19 protein-coding genes, 2 tRNA genes and 1 pseudogene are annotated in these 26724 nt (G+C 46.5%); 16 read left to right on the top strand and 6 right to left on the bottom strand.

Annotated elements, in window-relative coordinates; all coding sequences use genetic code 11:
- Positions 1 to 139: 139 nt before the first annotated feature.
- The 8 genes from cmk to ACOCLE_RS08550 all read left to right on the top strand — a co-directional run bounded on the left by cmk (position 140) and on the right by ACOCLE_RS08550 (position 9392).
- Positions 140 to 835, top strand: coding sequence for a (d)CMP kinase (gene cmk / locus ACOCLE_RS08585; protein ID WP_419536348.1), 696 nt, complete (start codon positions 140 to 142; stop codon positions 833 to 835).
- A gap of 256 nt (positions 836 to 1091) precedes the next feature.
- Positions 1092 to 2771, top strand: coding sequence for a 30S ribosomal protein S1 (gene rpsA, locus ACOCLE_RS08580; protein ID WP_419537183.1), 1680 nt, complete (start codon positions 1092 to 1094; stop codon positions 2769 to 2771).
- A gap of 345 nt (positions 2772 to 3116) precedes the next feature.
- Entirely contained in the window at positions 3117 to 3416 is a 300-nt protein-coding gene (gene ihfB / locus ACOCLE_RS08575; protein ID WP_419536347.1) for an integration host factor subunit beta, read from the top strand.
- A gap of 15 nt (positions 3417 to 3431) precedes the next feature.
- A complete protein-coding gene (locus ACOCLE_RS08570) occupies positions 3432 to 3779 on the top strand; it encodes a hypothetical protein (protein ID WP_419536346.1) in 348 nt (115 codons plus the stop codon).
- Entirely contained in the window at positions 3772 to 4944 is a 1173-nt protein-coding gene (gene lapB / locus ACOCLE_RS08565; RefSeq protein ID WP_419536345.1) for a lipopolysaccharide assembly protein LapB, read from the top strand. The genes ACOCLE_RS08570 and lapB overlap by 8 nt, the downstream gene beginning before the upstream one ends.
- Positions 4945 to 5830: 886 nt before the next feature.
- A complete protein-coding gene (gene tnpC / locus ACOCLE_RS08560) occupies positions 5831 to 7336 on the top strand; it encodes an IS66 family transposase (protein WP_419532963.1) in 1506 nt (501 codons plus the stop codon).
- Positions 7326 to 7937 (top strand): hypothetical protein, encoded by a 612-nt coding sequence (locus tag ACOCLE_RS08555; protein ID WP_419536344.1) that lies wholly within the window; start codon positions 7326 to 7328, stop codon positions 7935 to 7937. Before tnpC ends, ACOCLE_RS08555 begins: the two co-directional genes overlap by 11 nt.
- 312 nt (positions 7938 to 8249) lie before the next feature.
- Positions 8250 to 9392 (top strand): hypothetical protein, encoded by a 1143-nt coding sequence (locus ACOCLE_RS08550; RefSeq protein WP_419536343.1) that lies wholly within the window; start codon positions 8250 to 8252, stop codon positions 9390 to 9392.
- 13 nt (positions 9393 to 9405) lie between these two features.
- Here the strand turns inward: ACOCLE_RS08550 and ACOCLE_RS08545 are convergent.
- Positions 9406 to 9481 (bottom strand) — tRNA-Asn (locus tag ACOCLE_RS08545).
- Between the two features lie 86 nt (positions 9482 to 9567).
- Positions 9568 to 10716 carry a pyridoxal phosphate-dependent aminotransferase gene (locus ACOCLE_RS08540; protein WP_419536342.1) on the bottom strand — a complete coding sequence of 383 codons (1149 nt, stop codon included), beginning with the start codon at positions 10714 to 10716 and terminating at the stop codon, positions 9568 to 9570.
- 329 nt (positions 10717 to 11045) lie between these two features.
- On the opposite strand from ACOCLE_RS08540, the gene uvrB reads away from it, so the two are divergent.
- Both uvrB and ACOCLE_RS08530 read left to right on the top strand, forming a co-directional pair.
- Positions 11046 to 13058: an excinuclease ABC subunit UvrB gene (uvrB, locus tag ACOCLE_RS08535; RefSeq protein ID WP_419536341.1), complete on the top strand. Its 2013-nt coding sequence runs from the start codon at positions 11046 to 11048 to the stop codon at positions 13056 to 13058.
- An 81-nt stretch (positions 13059 to 13139) separates the two neighbouring features.
- Positions 13140 to 13215: transfer RNA gene (locus ACOCLE_RS08530), tRNA-Val, on the top strand.
- Positions 13216 to 13242: 27 nt separating this feature from the next.
- On the opposite strand, the gene ACOCLE_RS08525 is transcribed toward ACOCLE_RS08530, so the two are convergent.
- Together ACOCLE_RS08525 and ACOCLE_RS08520 are read right to left on the bottom strand one after the other, a co-directional pair.
- Complete coding sequence (locus ACOCLE_RS08525; RefSeq protein WP_419536340.1) at positions 13243 to 13944, bottom strand: hypothetical protein; 702 nt, start codon at positions 13942 to 13944, stop codon at positions 13243 to 13245.
- Positions 13945 to 13998: 54 nt separating this feature from the next.
- Positions 13999 to 14196 (bottom strand): hypothetical protein, encoded by a 198-nt coding sequence (locus tag ACOCLE_RS08520; RefSeq protein ID WP_066016520.1) that lies wholly within the window; start codon positions 14194 to 14196, stop codon positions 13999 to 14001.
- Between the two features lie 155 nt (positions 14197 to 14351).
- Between ACOCLE_RS08520 and ACOCLE_RS08515 the strand changes: the two are divergent.
- Together ACOCLE_RS08515 and ACOCLE_RS08510 are read left to right on the top strand one after the other, a co-directional pair.
- A pseudogene (locus ACOCLE_RS08515) lies at positions 14352 to 16631 on the top strand (glycosyl hydrolase family 18 protein); the annotation flags it as partial.
- Positions 16620 to 17441 carry a chitinase C-terminal domain-containing protein gene (locus tag ACOCLE_RS08510; RefSeq protein ID WP_419537182.1) on the top strand — a complete coding sequence of 274 codons (822 nt, stop codon included), beginning with the start codon at positions 16620 to 16622 and terminating at the stop codon, positions 17439 to 17441. The pseudogene ACOCLE_RS08515 and the gene ACOCLE_RS08510, both read left to right, overlap by 12 nt.
- A gap of 280 nt (positions 17442 to 17721) precedes the next feature.
- Here the strand turns inward: ACOCLE_RS08510 and lon are convergent, their stop codons facing one another.
- On the bottom strand, positions 17722 to 20154 hold the full coding sequence (gene lon / locus ACOCLE_RS08505; RefSeq protein ID WP_419537181.1) for an endopeptidase La: 2433 nt from the start codon (positions 20152 to 20154) through the stop codon (positions 17722 to 17724).
- A 458-nt stretch (positions 20155 to 20612) separates the two neighbouring features.
- Here lon and ACOCLE_RS08500 point away from each other — a divergent pair, with 458 nt between their 5' ends.
- The 3 genes from ACOCLE_RS08500 (at position 20613) to ACOCLE_RS08490 (ending at position 22823) form a co-directional block, all read left to right on the top strand.
- On the top strand, positions 20613 to 21218 hold the full coding sequence (locus tag ACOCLE_RS08500; RefSeq protein ID WP_419536339.1) for a chalcone isomerase family protein: 606 nt from the start codon (positions 20613 to 20615) through the stop codon (positions 21216 to 21218).
- A gap of 130 nt (positions 21219 to 21348) precedes the next feature.
- Positions 21349 to 21630 carry a ComEA family DNA-binding protein gene (locus ACOCLE_RS08495; protein WP_419536338.1) on the top strand — a complete coding sequence of 94 codons (282 nt, stop codon included), beginning with the start codon at positions 21349 to 21351 and terminating at the stop codon, positions 21628 to 21630.
- Positions 21631 to 21788: 158 nt separating this feature from the next.
- Entirely contained in the window at positions 21789 to 22823 is a 1035-nt protein-coding gene (locus ACOCLE_RS08490; protein ID WP_419533178.1) for an IS481 family transposase, read from the top strand.
- A gap of 89 nt (positions 22824 to 22912) precedes the next feature.
- On the opposite strand, the gene ACOCLE_RS08485 is transcribed toward ACOCLE_RS08490, so the two are convergent.
- Positions 22913 to 24835, bottom strand: a complete 1923-nt coding sequence (locus ACOCLE_RS08485; protein ID WP_419536337.1) for an inositol phosphate phosphatase SopB — start codon at positions 24833 to 24835, stop codon at positions 22913 to 22915.
- A 193-nt stretch (positions 24836 to 25028) separates the two neighbouring features.
- Between ACOCLE_RS08485 and rarD the strand changes: the two genes are divergently transcribed.
- Entirely contained in the window at positions 25029 to 26036 is a 1008-nt protein-coding gene (gene rarD / locus ACOCLE_RS08480; protein WP_419537180.1) for an EamA family transporter RarD, read from the top strand.
- Positions 26037 to 26724: the final 688 nt, after the last annotated feature.

The following is a 26724-nucleotide window of genomic DNA, read 5'->3' as shown; positions in this document are numbered from 1 at the left end:
TCTCATGGTTGGTAGCCGCTTCAGTGTCCTGTGATGGAGAGCAGGCTCTGAGGCTGGTTTTCGCTGGGCGAAATCAGTTAACACGTTGAGCAGGCTTTTAACTGGGGCCCTTCGTTCCATGGAATAAAGGTAAATACGAGTGAGTGAGTCTCAGACACCAGTGACAGTGGTCACCATTGATGGTCCCAGTGGGTCTGGCAAGGGAACGATTGCAGCCCTGCTGGCCAGAGAACTTGGCTGGGGGTTGCTGGATAGTGGGGCGTTGTATCGATTAACCGCCCTGGCGGCAATGAATCACGGGGTTGATTTTGCCGATGAGTCATCCCTGGAGGTTTTGGCAGGCCACCTTGATGTTCAGTTTTTGCCATCAGAAACCGGCGAAGGCCTGACCATCATTCTCGAAGGTGAGCAGGTGGGCGCCAGTCTGCGAACGGAAGAGGTTGGCGCCATGGCTTCCAGAGTTGCTGCTCTTCCGGGTGTTCGGGCTGCGCTGTTACAACGGCAGCGCGATTTTGCCGAATTGCCCGGGCTTGTGGCAGACGGTCGTGACATGGGAACGGTTGTCTTTCCCGGGGCTGCGCTGAAAGTCTTCCTGACAGCCAGTGCTGAAGAGCGGGCAAAAAGACGTTACGATCAGTTGCATCAAAAAGGGATTGATGCTAGTTTTGATCGCCTTTTGGCAGATATTCAGGCCAGAGATGAGCGAGATAGCCAAAGGGCTGTAGCGCCGCTCAAACCTGCCGATGATGCCATCATTCTTGACAGTACCCGCATGAGTATCCAGGAGGTATTCAACAGGGTGCTGGAACAGATGCGTCTGAATGGACTTTTTTAGGTTTTTTCAGGTGCATGGAAGTGGGATTCCCGCTTCATAAAGCCTGAGTGCAGCCACAGACTGCGCTCAACATTTTTTGGAGGTTCGTTTCTGTCGTAAGGCCAGCATTGCAGATTCGAACCTGATTAAAGTAACCCATACCGGCTGGCGGTGTGGATGACAAGCAGCGTACGCTATCCAGTCATTATTGACTGGCTGGTCTTTCGTCAAGAGGGCGGGGATTGTGCATGAGCGTATGCTGTCACAGGAAAAATCCATGAGCGAAAGCTTTGCAGAACTTTTTGAAGAGAGCCTGAAAGAAATCGAAATGAAGCCAGGCGCCATTGTCAGTGGTGTTGTGGTTGATATCGACAGTGACTGGGTTACTGTTCATGCTGGTCTTAAGTCTGAAGGTGTTATTCCTAAGGCTCAGTTCCAGGATGACAATGGTGAACTGACCATCGCTATTGGTGATGAAGTTCAGGTAGCTCTGGACGCGGTTGAAGACGGTTTCGGTGAGACTCGTCTGTCCCGTGAAAAAGCCAAGCGTATGGAAGCCTGGAAGGAACTGGAAAAAGCCTTCGAAGCTGAAGACGTTGTTAAGGGTGTTATCAGTGGTAAGGTCAAGGGTGGCTTCACTGTTGACGTGGCTACTATCCGTGCGTTCCTGCCAGGCTCTCTGGTAGACGTTCGTCCGGTTCGCGACACTGCGCACCTGGAAGGCAAAGAGCTTGAGTTCAAAGTCATCAAGCTGGACCAGAAGCGTAACAACGTTGTTGTTTCCCGTCGCAGCGTTCTGGAAGCTGAAAACAGTGCTGAGCGTGAGCAGCTGCTGGGCTCTCTGCAGGAAGGTCTGGAAGTTAAGGGTATCGTTAAGAACCTGACTGACTACGGTGCCTTCGTTGATCTGGGTGGCGTTGACGGCCTGCTGCACATCACTGACATGGCCTGGAAGCGTATCAAGCATCCTAGCGAAATCGTTAACGTTGGTGACGAAATCAACGTTAAGGTCCTGAAGTTTGATCGTGACCGTAACCGCGTATCTCTGGGTCTCAAGCAGCTGGGTGAAGATCCATGGGTTGCTATCAACAAGCGCTTCCCTGAAGGTGCCCGTGCTTCTGGCCGCGTAACCAACCTGACTGACTACGGCTGCTTTGTTGAGCTGGAAGAAGGTGTTGAAGGTCTGGTGCACGTTTCTGAAATGGACTGGACCAACAAGAACATTCACCCATCCAAGGTTGTCAACCTGGGTGACGAAGTTGAAGTTCAGGTTCTGGACATTGACGAAGAGCGTCGTCGTATTTCTCTGGGTATCAAGCAGTGCAAGACTAACCCATGGGAAGACTTCTCCGGCTCCTTCAACAAGGGTGACAAGCTGGCTGGTAAGATCAAGTCTATCACTGACTTCGGTATCTTTATCGGTCTGGACGGTGGTATCGATGGTCTGGTTCACCTGTCTGACATCTCCTGGAACGAAACTGGAGAAGAAGCTGTTCGTCAGTACCGTAAGGGTGACGAAGTAGAAGCGGTTATCCTGGCGATCGACGCTGAGCGTGAGCGCATCTCCCTGGGTATCAAGCAGCTGTCCGAAGATCCATTCAATGCCTATGCTGGTCTGAATGAAAAAGGTACGGTTGTTAAGGGTATCGTTAAGGAAGTGAATGCCAAGGCTGCTGTTGTAGAGCTGGCTGAAGACGTTCTGGCTACCTTGAAAGCATCTGAAATCAGTGTTGACCGCGTTGAAGACGCAACTAACGTTCTGAAGGAAGGTGAAGAAGTCGAAGCTCGTATCATCAGCATCGACCGTAAGAACCGCAACATCAGCCTGTCTATCAAAGCGAAAGACCAGGCCGATGAAAAAGCAGCAATGAAAGAGCTGCGTACCAAGCAGGACGAAGAAGCTGCTGGTCCGACCACTATTGGTGATCTGATCAAGGCTCAGATGGAAAGCAAGTAATCCATCTTGTTCCTGGTTGCTCTCGGGGGGCTTTTATTTTCAAAAGCTACCTCTGAGGGCAGAGAAGACCGCGGGTGCTTTTGCCTCGCGGTTTTTTTTGGTCTGAATGTTGCTAAAATTTCCACATTAGCAATAAGGCATTCAACAGTCCCTGAGATAAATGAGAATATTCATTTTATGAAATATGCGGGCTAATCAAAGGGTTGCTTGATTTCTCTGTGTGGGTTAGCTAGTGTAGAAACTGTCTGGTTTTTTAAGGCGCTTTTTGAAGAATAAGCGGTGTCTTTCAAGGTCTACAGGGCCTTTTTAGGCATTCCGGGAATGGCAGGGAAAGGAAAAACGACGATGACCCGGTCTGAACTGATTGAGCGGATTGCCCAGTTGCAACCGCAGCTCTCTATCAAGGATATTGAGCTTGCTGTAAAAGCTATCATTGAACAAATGTCTAACTCGCTGGCTAATGGTGAGCGGGTTGAGATCAGGGGGTTTGGTAGCTTCTCCCTTCATTATCGTGCCCCTAGAGTTGGGCGGAACCCTAAAACTGGCGAAGCTGTGAGCCTTGATGGTAAGTATGTTCCTCACTTTAAGCCGGGCAAGGAGCTTCGGGACAGGGTGAACCGAGGCTTGCAGGCTGAGACGGATTGATCGTGAAATAAGTTTATGGCGGACTACGAGTTGACAGTTTTTGCGACGATAGTCGTATGGTTCAGGCGTCTTCTGGTTTTGGCGTTGTTTGTTGTTCTACTGGTGTTTTTTGTCAACTTTACCCTGTCGAATACAGAACAGATCAGCCTTGAGATGGGCGGGTTGGCCATACCTGCGGTAAGCAGTTCTACATTGGTTATGGTGCCTTTTATACTGGGGGGCTTTACTGGCTTGCTGGTTTCTCTGGTGCTCGTTATTCGTTTACGACTTGCCAATGCCAGCCTTAAAAGAAAGCTTGTGCGTCGTGACGCTGAAATACAAAAGTTGAGATCCAGTGCCCTGAAAGGGTTAACGGATGCCTGATATTGTATTATTAGGGCTTATTCTTGCTGCAATCGTGATTGGTTATTTTCTGGGATGGCGTGACCAGAAAAGAAGGCGATTAGATGGCTCTGGTCAGCTTTCCAGGGATTATTTTGTCGGTCTGAATTATCTGATTAATGAGCAGACCGATGAGGCTATTGATGTTTTTATCAAGGCTCTGGATATCAATAATGATACAGTGGATACCTACCTGGCGCTGGGGAGTTTGTTCAGTAAGCGTGGAGAAGTTGAAAAGTCCATCCGAGTTCATCAGGACCTGCTTGCCCGACCAAGTCTGACCTCTGCTCAGTCTTTTCAGGTTCAACTGGCGCTGGCCCAGAACTATTCTTCAGCTGGATTATTGGATCGCGCGGAATCTATTCTGATTGACCTCAGCCGTCAGAATCATGAACTTCGGGATCAGGCCTTGCAGCAATTGTTGCGAGTCTATGAGCAGGAGAGGGAGTGGTCCAGAGCTGCAGATGTTGCAGAGAGGCTGAGGCGATCTCGAGGTGAGCATTTTGCCATAATCCTGGCTCATTACTATTGTGAGCTGTGTGAAATTGCGCTTAAGCAGAATGATCATGTAACAGCGCGTCGTCTCATTCGTCAGGCATTTTCCCGGGATAAAAACAGTGTCAGGGCCAGCCTTTTACTGGGACAATTGGAGTTTGATGAAGGAGGCTACAAAGAGGCAATTAAAATATTGCAGAGAATATCGGTGCAGGACATTAGTTTTATGCCTCTCTCTCTACCGTTGTTGGAAAAATCCTTTGAACATTTGGGTAGTTTGCGGGGTTTTGGGGCGTATCTGGGCCGGTGCCTGAATGAACGCCCTGGTACTGCCATTATAATAGCGATGACACGTCTTTTGATCAGGGAGTCTGGAGAGTCTCAGGCTGTTAAATTTCTGACTGCTCAGCTTGAACGCCACCCTACACTCAGAGGTTTGAATGAACTGATTGACCTTCGTCGTCAGTTTCAGGGTGACTTGCCGGATAATGTTCTGGCATTGATCCATCGTATTACAGATCGAATGCTTGAGCTTAAGCCTGTCTTTTCCTGTGGAAAATGTGGGTTTTCTGGTAAGGAAATGCACTGGCAATGTCCACGGTGCCATCAATGGGGGGCCGTAAGTCCTATTCAGGGGTTTGAGGGGGAATAGTGCATTTCTGCGTATTTCATAATCTGTTTATTAGTCTGTGACGTTCAGTGTGGTCGAAACATCTATGAGGGAGGTGTTGGTATATCTTCTCAATGCCCAACACCCGCCTGCTTCAGCAGGCAGTTGTTATGCATAGGAATTGATTTGAAATAATTGCATAAATCTCTTATTTGCTCATGTTGTAAGTAGCAGGAGCAGAGTGCATCAATATATGAGTGATGCTTTTCTCTTTTTTTGTATTATAAAAAATTTTGGCTATATACCTGTCTGGTAGATCATTAAAAAGACAGGTGAAAAAAATCCTTTTTATTTATGGTCTTTTCACTTCGCTGGTCTGTCAATTTCTAAATCTTGGTATTCAAACTCCTTTGGTGTAGATCTTCTACTAATAATTACCGGTTTCGGTAAAATTGAGTTCTGTGTTTGATAGTCAATTTTTCTTTCAAAGATTGTATTTCTGTTTTTGGCCTGTTTTTTTCTTTTAAATTAAAGTTTTATTGTTTAAATGGTACTTATGTATCACTTTTCAGAATGAAGGTTGATTGTAGGAAGATTTTTTATTTTGTTCTTTTAAATCAAAATGTTTTGGTTGAAGAGTGTTGTTGCGTTAACTTTATTTGAATAAATAATAATAATTCCTGATTTTATGGAACTTTCTTACTAATCTCTCATCAAATATATCGCCAAATAGACTTAATATTTATTTTTAATTTCTTACGGTTGATAGAGCTCCTGCCTATTGAATAGTCATTCACAATTAATACAAGAGAGATGAAAATGGAACCAGTAATTCAAAAGTAACTATTCAGCACCCTTCATATAAATCTGGAATTTTCTGATTTTTCGACCATCATCTTATACTCAATTTTTCTAACAAATCTCCAGTATGGAACCAGACTTCCCAGCTACTCCGTTTACCGAAGCTCTCCTTAAAGAGAATGAAGAGCTTCGGACCGAGAATGCGCTTTTACGGGAACGTTGCAGCGAACTGGAAGAAAGGGTTAATAAAAACAGTCAAAACAGTAGTAAGCCACCATCGTCAGATGGTTATCAAAAGCCCAGTAAAAAAGGGAGTGATAAAGGTGATACATCTTCCAAAGAAGCCCCCTGCTCCTCACAGGAAACACCGAACCCCAAAAGCCTTAGACCATCTTCAGGCAATAAACCAGGTGGCCAGAAAGGTCATCAAGGCTCTTGTTTGAGACGTGTCGCCTTACCCGATTATGTCAGGCATCTGAAGGTTGAAAAATGTTGCTGTTGCCAGTCTTCGCTTATCGATATTAAACCCACCAAATACATTGAGCGACAGGTTTTTGATCCAGGTAGACCCGGAGAATTTGAAGTTACCGCGTACTGGGCAGACGTTAAAGTATGTCCTTGTGGTAAACGGAACACCGCTGAGTTTCCCCAAGGAGTGAAAGCCGCTGCTCAATACGGAGAAGTGACTCAGGCAATGGCTGTTCATTTAAACCAGTATCACTTCATCCCATATCACCGGGTGTCTGAGTATTTCAATACTATTTATTGCATGAGTGTCAGCGCAGGCTCTGTTGCCAATTTTGTTGCCTATACCCATGAGAACCTGGCCTCTACTGAGCAGAGTATCCGCGATGCTTTACAAGAAAGTCCGGTTGCAGGAGCGGATGAAACTGGCATGCGGGTTGACGGTTCACTGTGGTGGTTACACATTATGCGAGATGACCAATGGACGCTTTACTACCTCTCAGAAAGGCGAGGTTGTGAAGCAATGGATGCAATGGGCATCCTGCTGACTTTTGCAGGCATTCTGGTTCACGATCATTGGAAGTCCTACTTTGCCTATGCGGCAGTGCATGTGCTTTGTAATGCCCATCATCTGAGAGAGCTTCAGGGAGTTGTCGATAGGGATGCGAATAAGCTGGCTCTGCGGCTGATGAAATTGCTTACGCTCTCCTGGCACTTCTGCAAGAAATACAAAGCAGCCGGTCTGACTCAAATGCCTGGTGCAATACAGCTTCGCATTGAGACGATATACGACCAAATCCTTCAAAGGGCTCTCACGAAGGAAACCGCTTATATGGAAAAACAACGACAGGTGCTTGGACGTAAGAAGGTCAGGAATACCAAGGCCTACAACCTGTTCAAAAGGCTTATTGAGTTTAAGGTTGAAACGTTGCGCTTCATGTCGGACTTTTCAATTCCCTTCGATAACAATGGCAGTGAACGTGATGCCAGGATGGCCAAACTTAAGCAGAAGATCTCAGGCTGCTTCAGAAGCGAAGACGGAGGTACCATGTTTACCCGAATCCGAAGCTATTTATCATCTGCTAAAAAGCAGGGGTTGAACATATTTCAGGCGCTTCTTAAAGCGGTTCGAAATTACAACAATACGCCTTTGCTGGGTGCTGAATAGTTACATTCAAAATACAGTTAGATTTCAAAGTCAAGATGTTAATCGCGAGTTTAAGATTGAAAGATATCAGGATGCTGTTTCAGGGCATGAAGGTGATTCATCCAAGCTGGCAATGCTGAAAAGATTTATAGTGACGACTGTGAAAGCTGCAATACCCGTAGTGGGTGGTGCGGCAACTGAAGCAGGGCTTAGTGCACTGCCAGCTGCTGCTACCCTGCCTACGGCCGTTGTTACTGCAATACCAGTAGTCATGCCCTATATCATGCCTGTTGCTGGTGCAGTCTCGTTAGCCTATGCAGGCTACAAGGCGGTCAGTTATTTCAATACTAAACCTGTCGAAATTGCTGATGAAGTTACCAAGTTTACTATTACTGATGATAGTGAACAAAGTGACTATTACCTTGTCAGTGATGATAATCATTGGTCTTTGGAGGATTCCACTAGGAAGTTAACCAAAGTTGCAGATAGTAACAGTTATGAACTTCGTGTCAGAGGATTTACAGGATCTGAGTGTAAATTTGTCAGGTACGATACTGCGGATAGCGAGCGAGCTAATCCTGATTGGCAGTATGGTGACAACCTGCGTGTTAATGTGAGCTAGTTAAATATTTGTACTTAATATTAGGTATCAATAATTAGCTGACTTGATAGTCGTTTTTAACAGCGCTTCAGGTCGGCTTTTTTTATATTTAGTTTTATATAATTAAAATGCTCGTTGCACACGTTTAGCTGCTTTCTGTTGAACTCATGTTGCTTTTTCTTGTCTTTCCATATGAATGTAAGCGCATGAGGCTGTAGTGTGGATTCCACATCTGACGTAAATATTTCTCCAGATAGTCAAGTAGTTCTTGCTCCCACAAAGCTTGTTAACGGGGTTGATCGTCGCATTTGGGGGCATCAGCAGCGGCCAAAGATGTCTGGTCTTGAGGTTGCTGAGGTGCCTGTTGATTCGGTTATCCTATCTCCAGCGTACCAAAATTGGATCGTAATGTATGAAGAGGGTGACCAGCAAGGAGTATCCTTAAGGGAAAGGGAAGTCTTGGATACAAAAATAATTTCGGATGATGAATATGCTGTATCTGAGGTAGTACGACTTTCTGGGCTTTGGCAACAACTTTTAATTGATACATACGCAAATGTTGATGAGCTGTGTGATTTATTGCTGTGTGCTAAGGAAGTATTTTTCCGAAACAGTCTGATTCGTTTGCTTTTTAACCGTGTGAATAAAGACCCTGAACGTAATACAATTGGCGGAGAATATAGTCTCCTGGTTGGGTACTTGGATTCATTAGAGCGTGATCATCTTTCAAGTGATTTTAAGGAACGTTTATTAGAAAGAGTGAAATGTGCATTTGATAGTTTTATAGCTGATTCCATTAAGCATCAGGGGGTAAAACTCGTTTTTAACTCTGACGAATTGACTCCATTTAAGTTGAACGTGGGGGAGGATATATCCAGCAAGGTTAATCAAGAGTTCTGGCAATGTTTTGCTGGTAGTGGGGACATAAATTTTATACTTAAAGAAAATGGTGCTTCTATTTGGCAAAGTTCACCTGAACCATTTTTTAAAATACTTTTGGGTCAAGATAAAGAAGGAGGCGCTGTTATTCCATCTCAGCTTTTAAAGGTTTGTTCAGGGCAGTTTGATGAGATGATGCGGCAAGCAGGTGATACTGTTTTTAGTCAATACAGAGATTGTCTGCTTTTGGGGTTGGCTCAGGTGTCTCGTCAGTGTTTAGAGAGAGCGCGTATAAAAATTTCTGAACAGTTTGGTCGAGAGATATTTTATGGCAGAGGTTCTCAAGCTGTTGCTCCTGTTTATGATGTTAGAGTGGGGGAGGCTATCAAAGGATCCGTGTTAACTGTGGAAAAGCGACCCAGTGGAGAGCTTGAAGTCTCTTTCTGTTTCAAGAGTTCACCAATTACGTTTATCAAACTTGATTCAAGACAAAGCGTATCGAACGAAAGAGAAGTCAGCTGCAGAGTGGATGCTGAATTAGATGGTAGTGCTTTAAAGCTTAAAACTGCGGTTGTTGAAACGAAAGAAGCGATGTGATTGCTAGGCAGTTTGGCTCCCCGAGCTGGACTCGAACCAGCGACCCAATGATTAACAGTCATTTGCTCTACCAACTGAGCTATCGGGGATCAAAAGGTGTGTTAAATGATACCTCTCTTAATATGCCTGTCAAGTTACTGAGTACCAGAAGCTGGTACTCAGTACAAACAGCCAATCAGGACAAAGCTTGTTGAAGTCTGTCCAGAGCTTTCTCTAATGCTTCATCGCTGGTCGCGAATGAGAGTCTCATGCAGCCGTCAGAGCCAAAAGCGGATCCGGGAACCAGAGCAACGCCTTTTTCCAGAAAGAGAGCTGCGAGGTCTGTGTCTTTTTCAAAACCCAGCTTCTTCATCGCTTCACTGAAATCAGCAAAAGCGTAGAAAGTGCCGTCTCCCTCGATAGCGCTGACGCCTGGTAGCTGATTGAGTCGGCCAACAACGTAGTCATGGCGGTTTTTAAACACCTTGAGCATGTCTTTCACGCAATCCTGCGGTCCATTCAGTGCTGCCACGGCTGCTGCCTGAGCAATAGAGCAGGGGTTGGATGTGCTCTGGGACTGGATCTTCTTCATGTTCTTGATCAGCCACTCCGGTCCGCCAGCATAACCAATACGCCAGCCGGTCATGGAGTAAGCCTTAGATACACCATTGAGAACAATTGTACGTTCGTATAGCTCAGGGCAGGCCATCAGAATGTTGCAGAAAGGCGCTTCAGTCCAGAGGATGTGCTCATACATATCATCGGTTGCCACCATTACATCCGGGTGCTTTTTGAGCACTTCGCCCAAGGCCGCAAGCTCTTTGCGGGTATAAGCGGTTCCGGTTGGGTTGGAGGGGCTGTTGAGTACGACCAGTTTGGTTTTGTCCGTGATTGCAGCTTCGAGTTGCTCTGGCGTGATTTTGAAGCGGTTTTCCAAGCCGGCTTCTACGATAACCGGGACACCCTCGGCGATGACCACCATGTCTGGGTAAGATACCCAGTAAGGGGCTGGAATAATGACTTCATCGCCCTTATTCAGTAGAGCCAGAGCCAGGTTGAAGAAGCTCTGCTTGCCGCCACAGGAAACCAGAATCTGGCTTTGACCGTATTCAAGACCGTTATCACGCTTGAATTTGTCAATAATCGCCTGCTTAAGCTCGGTGGTTCCATCCACGGCGGTGTATTTTGTTTTCCCTTCAGCGATGGCTTTTACCGCTGCAGCCTTAATGTGCTCCGGTGTGTCGAAGTCGGGCTCTCCGGCGCCCAGGCCAATAATGTCATGTCCGGCAGCTCTCAGTTCGGCAGCCTTGGCGGTGACAGCCAGAGTTGGAGATGGCTTGACCATTTGTACGCGTTGGGATGGATGACCAGTCACAGTTTTCCTCGTTTATGGTTGTAACACTGAGAATTATAATGCTGTTTGCCTTCCGCTATTGGCCGGAGAAATTCGCTAGGTGGCATCTTGCCTGGGGAGTCAGTGGAAGCAATTATGCTGGTTTGGTTAGACTCCCTATGGCGGAAACTATCTACCAATACCTGTAGTATAACGGTGATGAGTAGCGAGTATCCGTCATGCGAACAACAGAAGGCATCATACACAATACGGTGATCTGTTGACATCCGTTTGTCAGTTACCGTTAGCAAAATTTTTTCTGCTCCAGATGGAAGGGTAGCATGAGTCGATCGTTTAAAGTTTCTTCCCGCTTCAGTCCTGCTGGTGATCAACCGGTTGCTATTGAGCAACTGGTCAAGGGCATTGATGCTGGCCTGGCCTGTCAAACCCTGCTGGGGGTAACCGGATCCGGCAAGACATTCACGGTTGCCAATGTGATCGAGAAAATCCAACGGCCGACGATCATCATGGCCCATAACAAAACACTGGCCGCACAGCTCTATGGTGAGTTTAAGGAGTTTTTTCCAGAGAATGCCGTGGAGTATTTTGTCTCCTACTATGACTATTATCAGCCAGAAGCTTACGTACCCACATCAGATACCTACATCGAGAAAGATGCGTCGGTTAATGAGCATATTGAACAAATGCGTCTCTCTGCCACCAAAGCCCTGATGGAGCGGCAGGATGCCATTATCGTAGCTACGGTCTCGGCCATCTATGGCCTGGGTGATCCTCAGTCTTATCTTAAAATGATGATGCATCTGGATCGTGGCGACAGGGTTGATCAGCGAACCATTCTGCGTCGACTGGCGGAATTGCAATACACTCGAAACGATGCGGATTTTCGGCGGGCAACCTATCGTGTTCGTGGTGATGTGATTGATATCTTTCCGGCAGAATCGGAAAAAGAGGCTGTTCGTTTAGAGCTTTTTGACGATGAGCTGGAGTCCATCAGTGAGTTTGACCCGCTAACCGGTGAGGTGTTGAGAAAGCTACCCCGGGCGACCATCTATCCAAAAACTCATTATGTGACGCCCAGGCAAACCATCCTGGATGCCGTAGAAGCCATTAAGGTCGAGCTGGTGGATCGGCTCCAGGTTTTGCGCGATAACAATAAGCTGGTGGAAGCTCAGCGTCTTGAGCAGCGAACGCAGTTTGACCTGGAGATGATGATTGAGCTGGGTTATTGCACGGGTATTGAGAACTATTCCCGCTATCTTTCCGGTAATAAACCCGGGGAGGCACCACCCACCCTGTTTGATTATATTCCGGACAATGCGCTGCTGGTGATTGATGAATCCCATGTCACTGTGCCGCAGATCGGTGCTATGTATAAAGGGGATCGCTCTCGAAAAGAGACACTGGTGGAATACGGATTCCGCTTACCTTCTGCTTTGGATAACCGACCCATGAAGTTTGAAGAGTGGGAAGGGCGACGGCCGCAGACTATTTTTGTTTCTGCAACTCCTGGTAAATATGAAGAAGAGAACCAGGGGCAGGTGGTTGATCAGGTGGTCAGGCCTACCGGTCTGGTTGACCCGGAAATTGAGGTTCGTCCAGCAACTACTCAGGTGGACGACCTGCTCATGGAAATTCATAAAACCGTTGCCAAAGAAGAACGGGTGCTGGTCACTGTACTCACCAAGCGCATGGCAGAGGATTTAACGGAATTTCTGCATGAGCAGGGTGTCCGGGTACGCTACCTGCACTCTGATATTGATACAGTGGAACGGGTAGAGATTATCCGTGATCTGCGTATTGGTGCTTTCGATGTGTTGGTGGGTATCAACCTGCTGCGGGAAGGTCTTGATATGCCAGAGGTCTCTCTGGTCACTATTTTGGACGCTGATAAAGAAGGTTTTCTCCGTTCTGACCGTTCATTGATTCAGACCATTGGTCGTGCTGCCCGAAACATCAATGGCCGGGCGATCCTTTATGGTGACCGGATTACCGGTTCCATGGAGCGGGCAATCAGTGAGACCGAGCGGCGACGTAAGAAGCAGATTGCCTATAACAAGAAACACAACATTACGCCAAAAGGCGTCTTCAAATCGGTGGCCGATATTCTTGAAGGTGCTGTAGTGCCCGGAAGGAAGAAAGGCAGTAAATCCCAGAAAGGTGTGGCTGAGCCGCGAACTGACTATCAGGTGCCTATGACGCCAGAAACCATGGCCGCGACGATTAAGAAGCTGGAGGCAAAAATGATGGAGCACTCCCGTAACCTGGAGTTTGAACAGGCTGCTGCTGTCCGGGATGAAATTGCCATGCTTCGGGAGCAGGTTTTGAAACACTGAGAGTAGGTATTTACCCTGTTAGAATTAAGCCGATTGGAGTGTTGCATTTTTTAGCTGCATTGATAATATACGCACCACTTCAGTCGGTTAGCTCAGTTGGTAGAGCACCACCTTGACATGGTGGGGGTCGCTGGTTCAAGTCCAGTACCGACTACCAAACTCTCTTTTTCTCATCATAATTCAATCATTTCTTCCTGGCTTTTCCTGTTAACCATGTACATGGCTTTCCTATTGGCTTGCTGAAATCTGGCGCAGGAATTGGGACGTTACTGGGTGATCTTAACCGTTCGAACAGGGACCATCTGTCTCTGAGTATGACTTGTTCTTTCGAATGTTCTAAAAGTAGCTCTCCCAGTGCAATGACGGGAATCAATTTTCCTTTATTGCCATAACTGTAGTCCATGGCAATTCCTTCGATAAACAGTCCTGATTCAACCCACTCAAGAGAGCCTTTGATGTAACTCGATCCAGTGTATTTTGGAATGCTGTGAGCAGTAATGATCATGTCAAACTGCCAGCTGTCTTCTGGAATGTTACCGGGTCTGAGTTGAAAGCGGGCAGCCATAAAGCGATGTTGATCCATTGCCAGTATAGGCGCAGGACTATGAGGGTCTTCGTAAATCCGTTTCTGTACATTTTCGATGGCATCAAAAGCAAGGCTGTCTGCAGAAATGTAAGGGCAACCAAAAGTGAATTCGCCACGGCTTTTGATCAGTATTGGTGACTCATCTTGTTCAGGTTGGTGTTCGGTTTCATTATCAATTCGAACAACAACGTGTCTTGTATTTTTTTCATCTATTTTGCCCAGGATATTCTCTAAATGCTGCAGGGCGTCTTTCAGTGTTTTTGGCTGCTCTACAGGGAATTTGGAATGAAGGCTGGTCATGGCCTCTGGCTCCTGTGTTTGAGACGACTCATCTGGGAACAGTGTTCGCTGGTTTCAAGTCAGTTCAACCGGCGTATACCACTTGGCATCCAGTGCTTTCAGCATTTTTCCACTGTCGTCTTTTGTATCAACCAGCCATCCAGATGGGCAGTCAATGGACCGGTAGCAGCGAATGACTGTCCTGGGCCGGTTTTTCTGAACAGGATAGAAATGTGTGGTTACCTGGTCTCCAGGCTGAAAAGGCATTTTCATGGCAGACTTCTGATATTTACCTAATTTCGTAATCGACTTCACACTTTGCTGTATTGCCTGCAAGGCTGACATCTGAGAATGTAACCAATGTAACCGGTTTCTGAAAGCGGTTTCATTGAAGTGAAACGAACTATTACATTCTTTGGGAACTATTCATGTTTAGACTATCCAGCCTGTTTGCGCTGAGCAGTTTAGCCATGGTGACCTCAGTCTCGGCATTGGCTTATGACTGCTCGCCACTTGGCTCATGGGAGTCAACTGTCGCTTATAATGGCGGTGACACGGTTCAACATAATAATAAAGCCTATCAGGCAAACTGGTGGACACAGGGAAATAATCCCGAAGAGTTTTCATCGGCTTACCAGGAATGGACTTTACTGGGGAGTTGTAGCGGGACTGAACCTCCGCCAGTAGAAAATAAGCCACCGCAGGTCAGTCTGACTGCGCCAGGAAATGGCGTAACTTACACAGAGGGAGATTCTGTCTTACTGCGTGCAAATGCATCCGATGAAGATGGTTCTGTCAGTAAAGTTGAGTTCTATGTCAATAATGCTTTGGCTGGATCGGATGCCACGGCACCTTATTCACTGAGCTGGAGTGCAGTTGTAGGGTCTCATTCGATTTCTGCCAGGGCTATTGATGACCAGGGCGCCAGCAGTGGCTCTTCGGCATCGGTTATTGAGGTTTTGGCGGTAGAGCAGAACCAGTTGCCACAGGTCACTCTGACCTCTCCGGTTGATGGTGCCGAATACCAGCCGGGAGATCAGGTGTCTCTGACCGCTGATGCCAGTGACCGTGATGGTACTATCAGTAAAGTGTCGTTTTATGCCAACAGTGTTCTTCTGGGAGAAGACAGTACCGAACCCTACTCACTGGAGTGGGTCGCTGCCGAAGGGCGTCAGCAAATCAAAGCGGTAGCTACTGATAACGACAATGGCTCCAGCACCTCAAAAACCGTCGTAGTCAATGTTGGTGAAGTGGTTCCTCCCCCACCGGGTGACAGCAGTTGCCGTCCTGATGGTCTCTATCAGACACCGGGTGTCAGTACACCCTACTGTACGGTATATGATGAACAGGGCAGGGAAAAAATGGGGGCTGATCATCCCCGCCGTATCATTGGTTACTTTACTGCCTGGCGGAACGGCGCCAATGGCCAGCCAGCTTATCTCGTAGACGATATCCCCTGGGATAAACTGACTCATATCAACTACGCCTTTGCTCATGTCAACAGTGAAAACCGGATCTCTATCGGTAATCCAGACAACCCTGAAAATCCTGCAACCGGCATGCTGTGGCCTGGGGTTGAAGGTGCGGAGATGTCTCCTGACTATCCATACCAGGGGCATTTTAATTTGCTGAACAAATACAAGCAGCAATACCCGGATGTGAAAACTCTGATCTCGGTTGGCGGCTGGGCGGAAACCGGTGGCTACTTTGACGACAATGGTGATCGTGTCGACAGCGGTGGCTTCTATACCATGACCACCAATGCGGATGGCAGCATCAATTACCAGGGCATCAACACCTTTGCTGATTCTGTCGTTGAATTCCTGCGGGACTAAGGCTTTGATGGCGCGGATATCGACTATGAATACCCGACATCCATGAACGATGCCGGAAACCCGTTGGACTTCCAGATCGCCAATGCTCTGCGTGGCAGCCTGATGAACTCTTATGTTGAGTTGATGAAAACACTTCGAGAAAAGCTGGATGCTGCTGGAGCAGAAGACGGTAAGCATTACATGCTGACCATTGCATCCCCATCCTCAGGCTACCTGCTTCGAGGCATGGAAACCTTCCAGGTTACTCAGTACCTGGACTATGTAAACATCATGTCCTACGAGCTACACGGTGCCTGGAATGAGTATGTGGGGCATAACGCTGCCCTGTTTGACACCGGTGAAGATGCAGAGCTGGCATCAGCTAATGTTTATGGCACTGAGCAGTATGGTGGAATCGGTTACCTGAATACGGACTGGGCGGTGAAATACTTCCGTGGTGCCATGCAGGCGGGTCGAATCAATATCGGTATTCCTTACTATACCCGTGGCTGGCAGGGTGTTACCGGTGGTAATTATGGGTTGAACGGGCGTGGTCCTCTGCCCAGTCAGGCTGATTGCCCAGTGGGTACTGGAGGCAGTGCCAAGTGTGGCTATGGAGCAACCGGTATTGACAATATGTGGCATGACAAGGATGAAAATGGCAATGAGATGGGTGCTGGCTCCAACCCGCTGTGGCATGCCAAAAACCTTGAGCAAAACATTGTGCCGAGTTACCTGAGGGACTGGGGGCTGAACCCGGAGAGTAATCCGGATCATCAGCTGAAGGGGCGTTACCAGCGCTATTACGACAGTGTTGCCGTCGCCCCATGGCTGTGGAATGCGGACAAACAGGTGTTCTTATCCATGGAAGACGAAGAGTCCATGGCAACCAAAGTTCAGTACGTGATCGATAATGACATTGGCGGGATCATGTTCTGGGAGCTGGCCGGTGATTACGGTTGGGATGCTGAGAAAGGGGAGTACGGTTTTGGTACAACGCTGACCTCATTGGCTTATGAGCAGTTTGTCAATGCAGAACCCTACGGTGATCGTCGTACCAGCCGGGTTATGCCAGAGGAGGCTGTGGGGGTTGATGTCGCTGTCTATGGCTTCAAGGAAGGCGATCAGAACTATCCTCTGAACCCAACCCTCAAAATCACCAACCAGTCCGGTGTAGCATTGCCCGGTGGCACTGAGTTCCGCTTTGATATGCCCACCTCAACGTCGGATTTCATTTCAGACCAGAGTGGCTTCAAGCTGGAAGTGGTGGAAAGTGGTGCCAATGCCAGTGGCAATAATATTGGTGGCCTGGAAAATGAGTTCCACCGTGTTGCCTTCAGTCTTCCTGGCTGGCAAAACCTGGGTGATGGCGAAAGTGTTGAGCTAACGCTTAATTATTATCTGCCAGTGACTGGCCCGCAGGCATGGACGGTCAATATCAATGGTCAGGATTATGCGTTGAAGTCAGAATACCCTGAACTGCCACTGGCGGATCTCAGCGGTGGCCCTGGTGGCGGTGGTGAGCTGTGCAGTGATCTGGGTGTTGATACTTCGAGTCTGAGCACTTACCCCGACTGGCCTAATGGTAGCAATGCCAATGGAGGGGATCAGGTGATCCATAATGGCAGTGTCTACAAGGCCAAATGGTGGACTACCAGTGAGCCGGGCAGTGATGAGTCCTGGTCGTTTGTCTGTGCTATGTGAAAATTGATGTTCTTACCATGAATTGCCTGCTCTAAGAGCAGGTTTTTTTATGGTAAGTGATAGAGATGATAGAATTGCTTGTATCTGTATATTTTAAAAAAGGGCCTATATATCTCCACATTGTCTTATAAAAATTTGAAACAGTGCAGGCTAGGAACCATACTCAATATGCTCACTAGCGTGTCCAAACGGGATTAGTTCCCGCTGCTATTGAAAGAGTGATTAAGAAAACGCCACCCAATTGGGTGGCGTTTTTTTTCATTTCATTTTTATATTGGTCTTATCTAGATTTCTTCCCTTTCTTATTGTTGATGCCAGAAAATGCCACTTTATAAACATCATCATAATGACTGGCAAAATGTGCAGTAATACCTTCACGTATATAATCAGGGAGCTCATCAAAATCTCTGCGATTATCTTCTGGAAGAACCAGCTCATTAATGCCTTGACGTCTAGCGGCAATGACTTTTTCCCTAATTCCTCCTACAGCAAGCACTCTACCTGTCAGTGTCAATTCACCGGTCATTGCAAGATTTTTAAGAGGTTTAATGCCGCAGGCCAGAGAGATGAGCGCCGTGGTCATTGTTACACCAGCACTGGGACCATCCTTTGGGGTGGCGCCTTCGGGAACATGAAGGTGTATAAATGCGGTTTTCAGGAAGTCTTCCTTAATTCCAAATTTTCTGGCGTGACTGGTAGTGTAACTATATGAAATTTCAGCAGACTCCTTCATTACCTCACCCAATTTGCCGGTCAGCTTAAAACCGGCTCTTTGCTGATGTATCAGGCAGGCTTCAACTGGAAGTGTGGCTCCGCCCATGGCTGTCCAGGCGAGGCCTGTGACTATGCCAATCCCTTCCATGGTTTTTTCTTTACGGAAATAGGGGGCTCCAAGGAAGTCTTCCAGATTTTTGGCTGAAACAGTGAGTTTGCTTTCATCATTTTCCAGAAACTGGACGACGACTTTACGAATGATTTTTTGTAGCAGCTTTTCGAAGTGGCGAACTCCGGCCTCTCGGGCGTAGCCATCAATTATTTTCCGGAAAGTAGTATCCGACATTCTAAGCTGGCTCTTTTTTAGACCAGCTTTTTTGAGTTGCTTGGGCCATAAATGATTCTTTGCAATGGCGACCTTTTCTTCGGTGATATAGCCAGAAAGTCTGATCACATCCATACGATCCAGTAGCGGGCCTGGGATCGTGTCCAGCTGATTGGCTGTGCAGATAAACAGTACTTTCGACAGATCGATCCTCATGTCCAGATAGTGGTCAAGAAACTCGGTATTCTGTTCGGGATCCAATACCTCAAGCAGAGCAGATGCGGGGTCCCCACGAAAAGAAGCCCCAATTTTATCAATTTCATCAAGCATGATAACGGGATTGGAAACCTCTACTTCCTTGAGTGCCTGAACCAGCTTTCCTGGCAGTGCTCCAATATACGTTCGACGATGTCCTTTGATCTCAGCTTCATCCCGCATTCCACCCAGGCTGAAGCGGTAAAATTTACGGTCCAGGGCTTTGGCGACAGACTTACCAATGGATGTCTTTCCCACGCCAGGAGGGCCAACAAGCAGCATGATGGACCCAGATACTTCTTTTCGGTATGCACCTACTGCCAGAAATTCAACAATGCGTTCTTTAACATCCTCAAGACCATCATGGTCGGAACTGAGTACATTTCTTGCGTGATGAAGGTCGAGGTTATCTTCGGAGTAGAGCCCCCAGGGGATGGACGTTGCCCAATCCAGATAATTTCTGCAGATTGCGTATTCCGGTGAACCGGTTTCCAGGATAGAAAGCTTTTTCAGCTCATCATCAATTTTACTTTTGGCGCTATCAGGAACCGTCAGCCTTTCCAGTCGCTGTTCGAACTGTTCAATTTCAGCAGTGCGGTCATCTTTTGATATGCCCAGCTCTTTTTGAATGACCTTGAGTTGTTCCTTCAGGAAGAATTCTCGCTGATGGTTACTGATCTTCCGGTTAACTTCTGCATTAATTTCGCTCTGAAGGCGTGCGACCTCCTGTTCTTTGCGAACCAACACCAGCACTTTTTCCATTCGGCGTTGAACAGGGATGGTTTCAAGGACTTCCTGAAGCTCCTGTCCAGGTGCAGTGGTAATAGCCGCTGCGAAATCAGCCAGAGGGGACGGATCTTTGGGACTGAATCGATTGAGGTAGTTTTTGAGCTCTTCACTGTATAAAGGATTGAGAGGAATGAGCTCTTTGATGGCCTGGATTAGAGCGAGAGCATAAGCTTTAACCTCATCGCTGTTGTCTTCAGGCGTTTCAATGTAGTCCACCTGAACAAGGTAGGGTGGGCGACGACGCAACCATTGTCTTATTCTGAACCGTTGCATGCCGAGTGCAATAAACTGCACCTGATCATTGTCAGAGACAATGTTGTGAATTTTGACAACGCAGCCTAATTGGGGAAAATCTTCCGGAGCGACATCAGTGCCTGGCATTCTACCGACAAAACTAAGGCCGACTGCTTTATGTGGGCTCTGGCCAACACGTTGCAGCGTTTCACCCCACTCCTGGCTGCTGAAGACCAGTGGTTGAACTTGTGCGGGGAAAAAGGGGCGGTTAGATACGGGGATCAGATAAAGTTTGTCTGGCAGTGCCTGGTGAGGAAGCACCAAACCGGTGCTGGCTTTTGGACTGTCTTCATCCCCACTGAGTACTTCGGGGTTGTTAGGATCCTGATCTGTCATAGTCTGTCTACAAAAGCTGGTTGAAGAAGAAAGTCTGGTTGAAAGACTGTTGTTGAGGTTTGCGGAAGTAGAGTCCGGGAAAATACGTGTATTTTCTCTTTCTGTCATGCAAACCAGATGGTTATTCTCTGGGTAACCTATTTTGAGCCTTATCCGGCAATTTCAATGGTCAATGAAGTTAAGTATGGTTTAGATAGTCAGGATTGGTAATCGTAAGGTGATGCCACTGACCAGTGGCTTATGGAGTTGAGTCATGCCTGGTATTGTTAAATACCTGTTGTTGGGTTAGTGACGTTTTTTTGACGCAGGGATGGCTATGTTTGATCGGTGCTTGAATTAGCTTCCCTTGGCTGTGTAAACCCTTACGCTGAAATTTAGTCTTCGATGGCGATATGCATGCTGGAAGCAACTGGTCAAGTAAGATAATATCCCTGCACAATAATAATAAGGAATGCAGTATGTTAAATTACCACTCTATATACCGCTTTATATTCTCAGCAATTTTACTTTTTTCGCTTTCAGTGCCAGCAAGTGCTTTAGTCATTAATAAGTATGATCTTCCAGATACCATTGCATCTAATGGTGACAAGCCTGAGCTTATTTTACAGGGGGCTGCGGTGAGGTCATGGTACCTTATGGTTAAAGGGTATATTGGTGCTTTGTATCTGGAGGAGCCTACTAGCAACCCTGAAGAAATTTACGCTTCTGACAGTCACCAGAGAATGGCATTTGTTATGTTGGTTTCAAAGATGAGTGCCCGGCGGATAGCCAATGCTTTCTATGACTCTATTCAGTTAAACAGCCCTCCCGATGAGCAGGAAGCCATGAAAGACGACCTCGAGAGAATCTTTGCACTTGTGGATGGCTCCATGAAAAAAGGTGAGCAGGCTGTGTTTGAGTATCTCCCGGGTAAAGGTTTGAGAATAGAGATCGCGGGTGTTGAGAAGGGGGTAGTGCCTGCAAGTAAAGAGGTGTTTAATCTTTTTCTGAGGGTCTGGATTGGTGAAACGCCACCGAGCAAATCCTTTAAAGAGCAGGTGTTAGGCGTTGCTCCGGCCGCGTGAGAATTTGACCCTTTTATCTACTCATGATTTTTTGTCTTGCAGATGCGCTGTCAATTGCCTTGAATGTTGATATGAGCAGAACGGATATCTGTTCTTATAACAATCTATTCATATTACAGGAGTAGACAATATGAATAAAAAAATAATAGCGTTCGTGGTTAGTGCATTTCTGAGTGTTTCTGCAATGGCTGCAGATCAAAAAGGGCAGGGAAGTAAGCATATCAATGTTAACCAAGCCACCGTTGAGGAACTTGATAAAGGATTACTGGGTGTTGGTCCCCGGATTGCGATGGAGATTGTGAAACATCGTGATCAACATGGCCCTTATCAGGACTTTGATGACTTAGATAAAGTTAAATACGTTGGCAGCAGAATGCTGGATAAAAATAAAGGACGCATCGTGTTTGATTGATTTGGTATGTGAGCCTGTGTTCTGCAGGCTTTCTCTCCACCTTTTTAAATGGAGTAGTTCAGACTTAATCTGACATTTTCTTCTCATCAAAAGAAAAGGGTTACCGATTTAGAAAGAAGGTGAGTTCACTGAAATCTAAATCATTAAAGGTGACCCTTATGATTCACACCAACCAGAAAATCATCAAGCACAAGGTCGGGCTACTGAACCTTGCAGATGAGCTCGGAAACATCTCTAAAGCCTGTAAAACCATGGGTGTCTCCAGAGATACATTTTATCGTTACCGGGATGCTGTTGATGAAGGTGGGGTCGAAGCACTTCTTGATCAAAGCCGAAGAGTTCCAAACCTCAAAAACCGAGTAGACCCCGCTGTTGAAAAAGCGGTTCTTGAGTATGCGGTAGAAGATCCTGCCCATGGGCAGGCCCGTGTTTCCAATGAACTTCGCAAGCAAGGTATCTTCGTCTCTCCCAGCGGTGTGAGAAGCATCTGGCTAAGAAATGATCTGGGAAGCTTCAAACTGCGCCTCAAAGCCCTTGAAGAGAAAGTGGCTCGAGAAGGAATCATTCTCACCGAGTCCCAGGTCAGGGCACTTGAGCGCAAGAAGCTGGATGATGAGGCCAGTGGTGAGATTGACACAGCGCACCCTGGCTACCTTGGTTCACAGGACACTTTCTATGTTGGAACCTTTAAAGGTGTTGGCCGCGTTTATCAGCAGACTTATGTTGATACTTACTCCAAGGTAGCGCAGGCCAAACTCTATAAGACAAAGACCCCAATTACGGCTGCAGACCTGCTCAATGACCGCGTGTTGCCATTCTATGAAGCTCAAGAGCTACCTGTGCTCAGAATACTGACAGACAGAGGTACAGAGTATTGTGGTCGTGCTGATCAACACGATTATCAACTTTACCTGGCGGTGAACGACATTGAACATACGAAGACGAAAACCCGGCATCCACAAACGAATGGAATCTGTGAACGCTTCCATAAAACGATTCTGCAGGAGTTTTATCAACCTGCATTGAGAAAGACGCTGTATACGAGTATTGAGATGATTCAGTCAGATCTGGACGAATGGTTAATTCACTACAATACTGAGCGTACCCATCAAGGTAAGCAGTGCAACGGGAGAACGCCGATAGAAACACTGATTGATGGGAAAGAGATCTGGAAGGAAAAGTTCATAGCCTGAATTTAACCTGACAGACACCTTCTTGAAAATCGGTAACTGTCAGGTCAGGTCTGAACTTCTACATTTTAAAGAATGTCGCGTGAATTGAATCAGGCCTTCACTGCGCCGGATAATCCTCTGACTCTGGAGCGGTATTTATTGAAGACTGCATTATTCAGGTAAGCTTTACCAATATGTTCATCAATGGACTCAATTCCTTCGGTCTTATACCCTTCGGCACCAGTGTTCAATTTTTGTATGTCGAGGTTTCCGCTGTTTAACAGGATATCTCTGAAAAGCTCCGCATCTAACTGGGGAATAGGTTGGCCAGGTTGTGGAACTTCTCCATAACGTTCGATCTGGGTTGCAAGCAGTTTTATCTCTGCATCCAACATTCCAGTGCGATCCTTGCCACTCTTGCAGTTAGACAGTGGAACTCCTTCGATCAAGCTGGTGAGCAGTGATATGCGCGCGGGAAGTTTATAGGCATCGTGCTTTTCGTAATGGTGCTCTTTGTTATTGAAAATGTTGCGGATTTGAGCAACCAACTGAAGAATAGCCTTACGCTTGAGATACATGACCTCCAAGTGCTCATGTATCTCTTGTTTCTGGCTACGACTCAGGTATGGTGCTGTCAGTTGGGTATTCAGTGTGACCATTTTTTGCTTTTGCTGGGCAAGGTAGTCGGCCACAATGCCTCCAACTGTGTGCTGGTCGGTGCTGCCAATGAGAGTGTTTAGCCCCTCTTTATTTAATTTGTCTGAGGTTTTCCAGCCGCCGACGACACCAGAAAAAGTCCCCTGGGCTCCTTTATTAACACCAAAATTGAATAATGCCATCTTGAATGTAACACGGATGGTGACAGGCTCTCCGTCTGAATCAACAACTGTCAGCTTAAGTGGTTGTTTAGCTCCCAATTCACGAAATGCGTCAACCTGTTCCTGTAACATTCTTGCTTCACTTTTTGCTCCCCTGCGAATGGGGTCTGGTGTTACTAATGAGGTAGAAGCCAGGTTAATATGAACAGACTTGGTTGGGGTACTGATGGCTTCTCGGAGTTGTTCGGGTTTTAAGGTTAATGCTGCAACCAAGGACTCTTTTGCCCTTTTCAAGTTGGCAGCCTGTCGTAGCGTAGGGTCTGTTATGCCAAAAGCGGAGTGAATACCATGGCGAACGCCTTGGTAGTTGAACTTGCCTTGAGGGGACACAAAAGAAGATGTCCAGAGATTAACTGCATGTTGTTGTGAGTCAGACGTTTGTGAGCAAATGCCTTCAATGTCACGGTAAGGTATTTCGAAGATATTATGAGCTCCAGGTTTCTCGCCCTGAAAAGGCATCTGCATTTTTGATGCAGGTATTTGATGGTGTTTCAGTGTGCCTGCATTGGTTTGATGAGTGCAGTCAAGTTCGTTCCAGCTTCTTTTATTCAGGGTTTGGTTGACATTCTTTCGGTAGCTGGAATTTACAACGCTTTCAGGTACTCCTGCCTTTTTAAGCCTGGATTTAAGTGATTTGCTGAGTTGTTTGGCATGTTTGATGGCTTTATTTGTCGCAGCGATTTCTCCTTTCAAGTTGAGAGTGTCATGCTGCTGTTGCTTTTCAAACAGTATTTCTTGCTCAAGTGATATAAGCTTCGAACCAAAGCCTGTATCAGGCGCGTTCTTGATATCATTGATGATTTTCAATGCGGCATCAAAATAGATGGACTCCAGAGAGAATAATGCGGCATTTGAGTTGCCATTTGCCCCGGGTGTTGTGTGGTCGCTTAATCGTTGCCATGATTCTGGGAGGTGATGGATATCCCGTGATGTTATTGGGTGGTCTATAGCCGGGTTTTTAACAGATCCTTTAGGGTGATATCGAGCCTTGAGAAGGGCTGTTTTGATGGGGGAAATAATCGATTTTGTTATTTTTTTTATGATTCTGTGCCGCCAGGTGGCTTTTCTGCTTCCAGAATTACCTGCCTGATTGTTCACAGGTTGTTGAATGCTTTCAGTATCCTTTTGCCTGTTTGGATTAACGCCAGGTGTCATTGCTAACATCCTTGTTGCAATAGTATTTATTCAATATACAACAAAGTGCTGCCTTTAGGCTCAAATAACCCTAAGTGAGTCTTTAAAACTCCCATTACGTACAGCATCAAAATCAAGTGAACATTAATAGTTATTTTATGCGTGATTAATCTTAATGCATTGTGTTATATAGCCAGTAACGTTGACAAGCACTGTGCTTTTCAAAGTCAGTGGCTTTTTTATTCAGAATGGATTTGCTTTTTGCAGGCTTAAGAACGATTTTAAGGGCCTGCTTCGGGGGTGGGGTGTGAAGGATAGTGGCGCTCAGTCTGGCCTAACGTTTGCTGTTGGGGCCTTTGCTTTATGGGGGCTTATACCCATCTATTTTAAAACTCTGGAAGAGGTGCCTCCTTTGGAAGTACTTGGGCACCGAGTTTTCTGGTCATCACTTTTGCTGGTTTGCTTTTTAGCTTTTCGTCATAAGCTCAAGGGGATTCTTGAATTAATAACGTCACCCCGGATATTAGGGTGGCTGGTCTTGTCGTCACTGCTTATCGCGGGTAACTGGCTGTGCTTTATCTGGGGAGTTACCAACGATAGAATTCTCGAAACCAGTCTTGGTTATTACATTAACCCACTGATCAGTGTTTTTTTTGGCTATTGTTTCCTGGGGGAACGTCTGACTCGATACCAGATGCTGGCAGTGCTGATAGCGGCAGCAGCTGTATCAATGCAGATGTTTTTGCTGGGTAAGCTGCCCTGGGTTGCCTTTGTGCTGGCTCTGTGTTTCGCGTTTTATGGTTTGATCCGAAAAAGGATTAATGTAGATGCAACCACTGGGCTTGCTATTGAGACATTGCTGTTGATGCCGGCAGCCGCTTTTTATTTCCTGTGGCTGATGGGCAATGACTTACACGCATTTCGCTTTTCTGATCCTGACACTAGCATTCTACTTGCCCTTGCCGGGTTTGTGACCACAATACCACTGGTGTTCTTTAATATGGCTACGCAAAAGTTGTCGTTGACGGTTTTGGGAATCATGCAGTATCTGGCGCCATCGATTTCATTTCTGGTGGGTGTGACGATTTATGATGAGCCGCTGGGTGTGGTGCAGGTGGCCACATTCGGTTTGATATGGCTTGCGCTGGCCATTTTTACACTGGACGGTCTATTTCGACATAAACGACAGCGTGATCGTCTGGAAATCCCGGTTACTGAGTAGGTCTACTTTGCTGTCTGGATATCAGGGGTGTTTTTTTGCTCTATTTTTCTGAATAGAGGTTTTTGAACGGGCTTTCTTGACGGGGAGTGAGAGAGCCTGATCTCTGGGCAGCACTCGATAAATCTGGCGATAGTATTCTTTCTCGAGATCACCAGGAGTTTCGGGAAGGGTCACCATACCCATCTGTCTGAGATAGGCTTCCATGCTGCTGAGTGATGGTTTGTTTATTGAGTAAGTCCTGAGTGATCCTGCTTTAAGTCACGAAGACAAATGATGTCGGCAGTTGGGTTTATTCCATTAAACCGGGTGTCGACTCGAAACGTTAAATGGTATGCATGCAGCATGCCATTTTTTTGACGACACTGTTTCCCTCCCTTTGTGCCTTATGTTGAATACATTGTAATTTCAGTGTTTGTGCGCATTTTTTTACCTAAATAGCTTCAGGGATTGATGGGCAAATTGCATAATTTTCAGAACAGTGAGAGGCAGTTTTGATGTTTAGTGTTGGTATGAGGTGTTACTTTCTGATTGTTTTTTTCTGTGTAGGTAACGCTGATAGATTGTCATACATTATTAACTTCAGGTTCCAGTAGGTGGCTGGCTCAGAGTCTAATCCAGAGAAATCTATTTTTAGATTTTCACTGCCGTATATTCAATTTTGAGAAATACTGTATGCAAAGGATGAGAT

It is taken from the genome of Endozoicomonas sp. (assembly GCF_965196975.1).
Classification (GTDB): domain Bacteria; phylum Pseudomonadota; class Gammaproteobacteria; order Pseudomonadales; family Endozoicomonadaceae; genus Endozoicomonas.
This window is presented reverse-complemented; position numbering and strand designations above follow the sequence as displayed.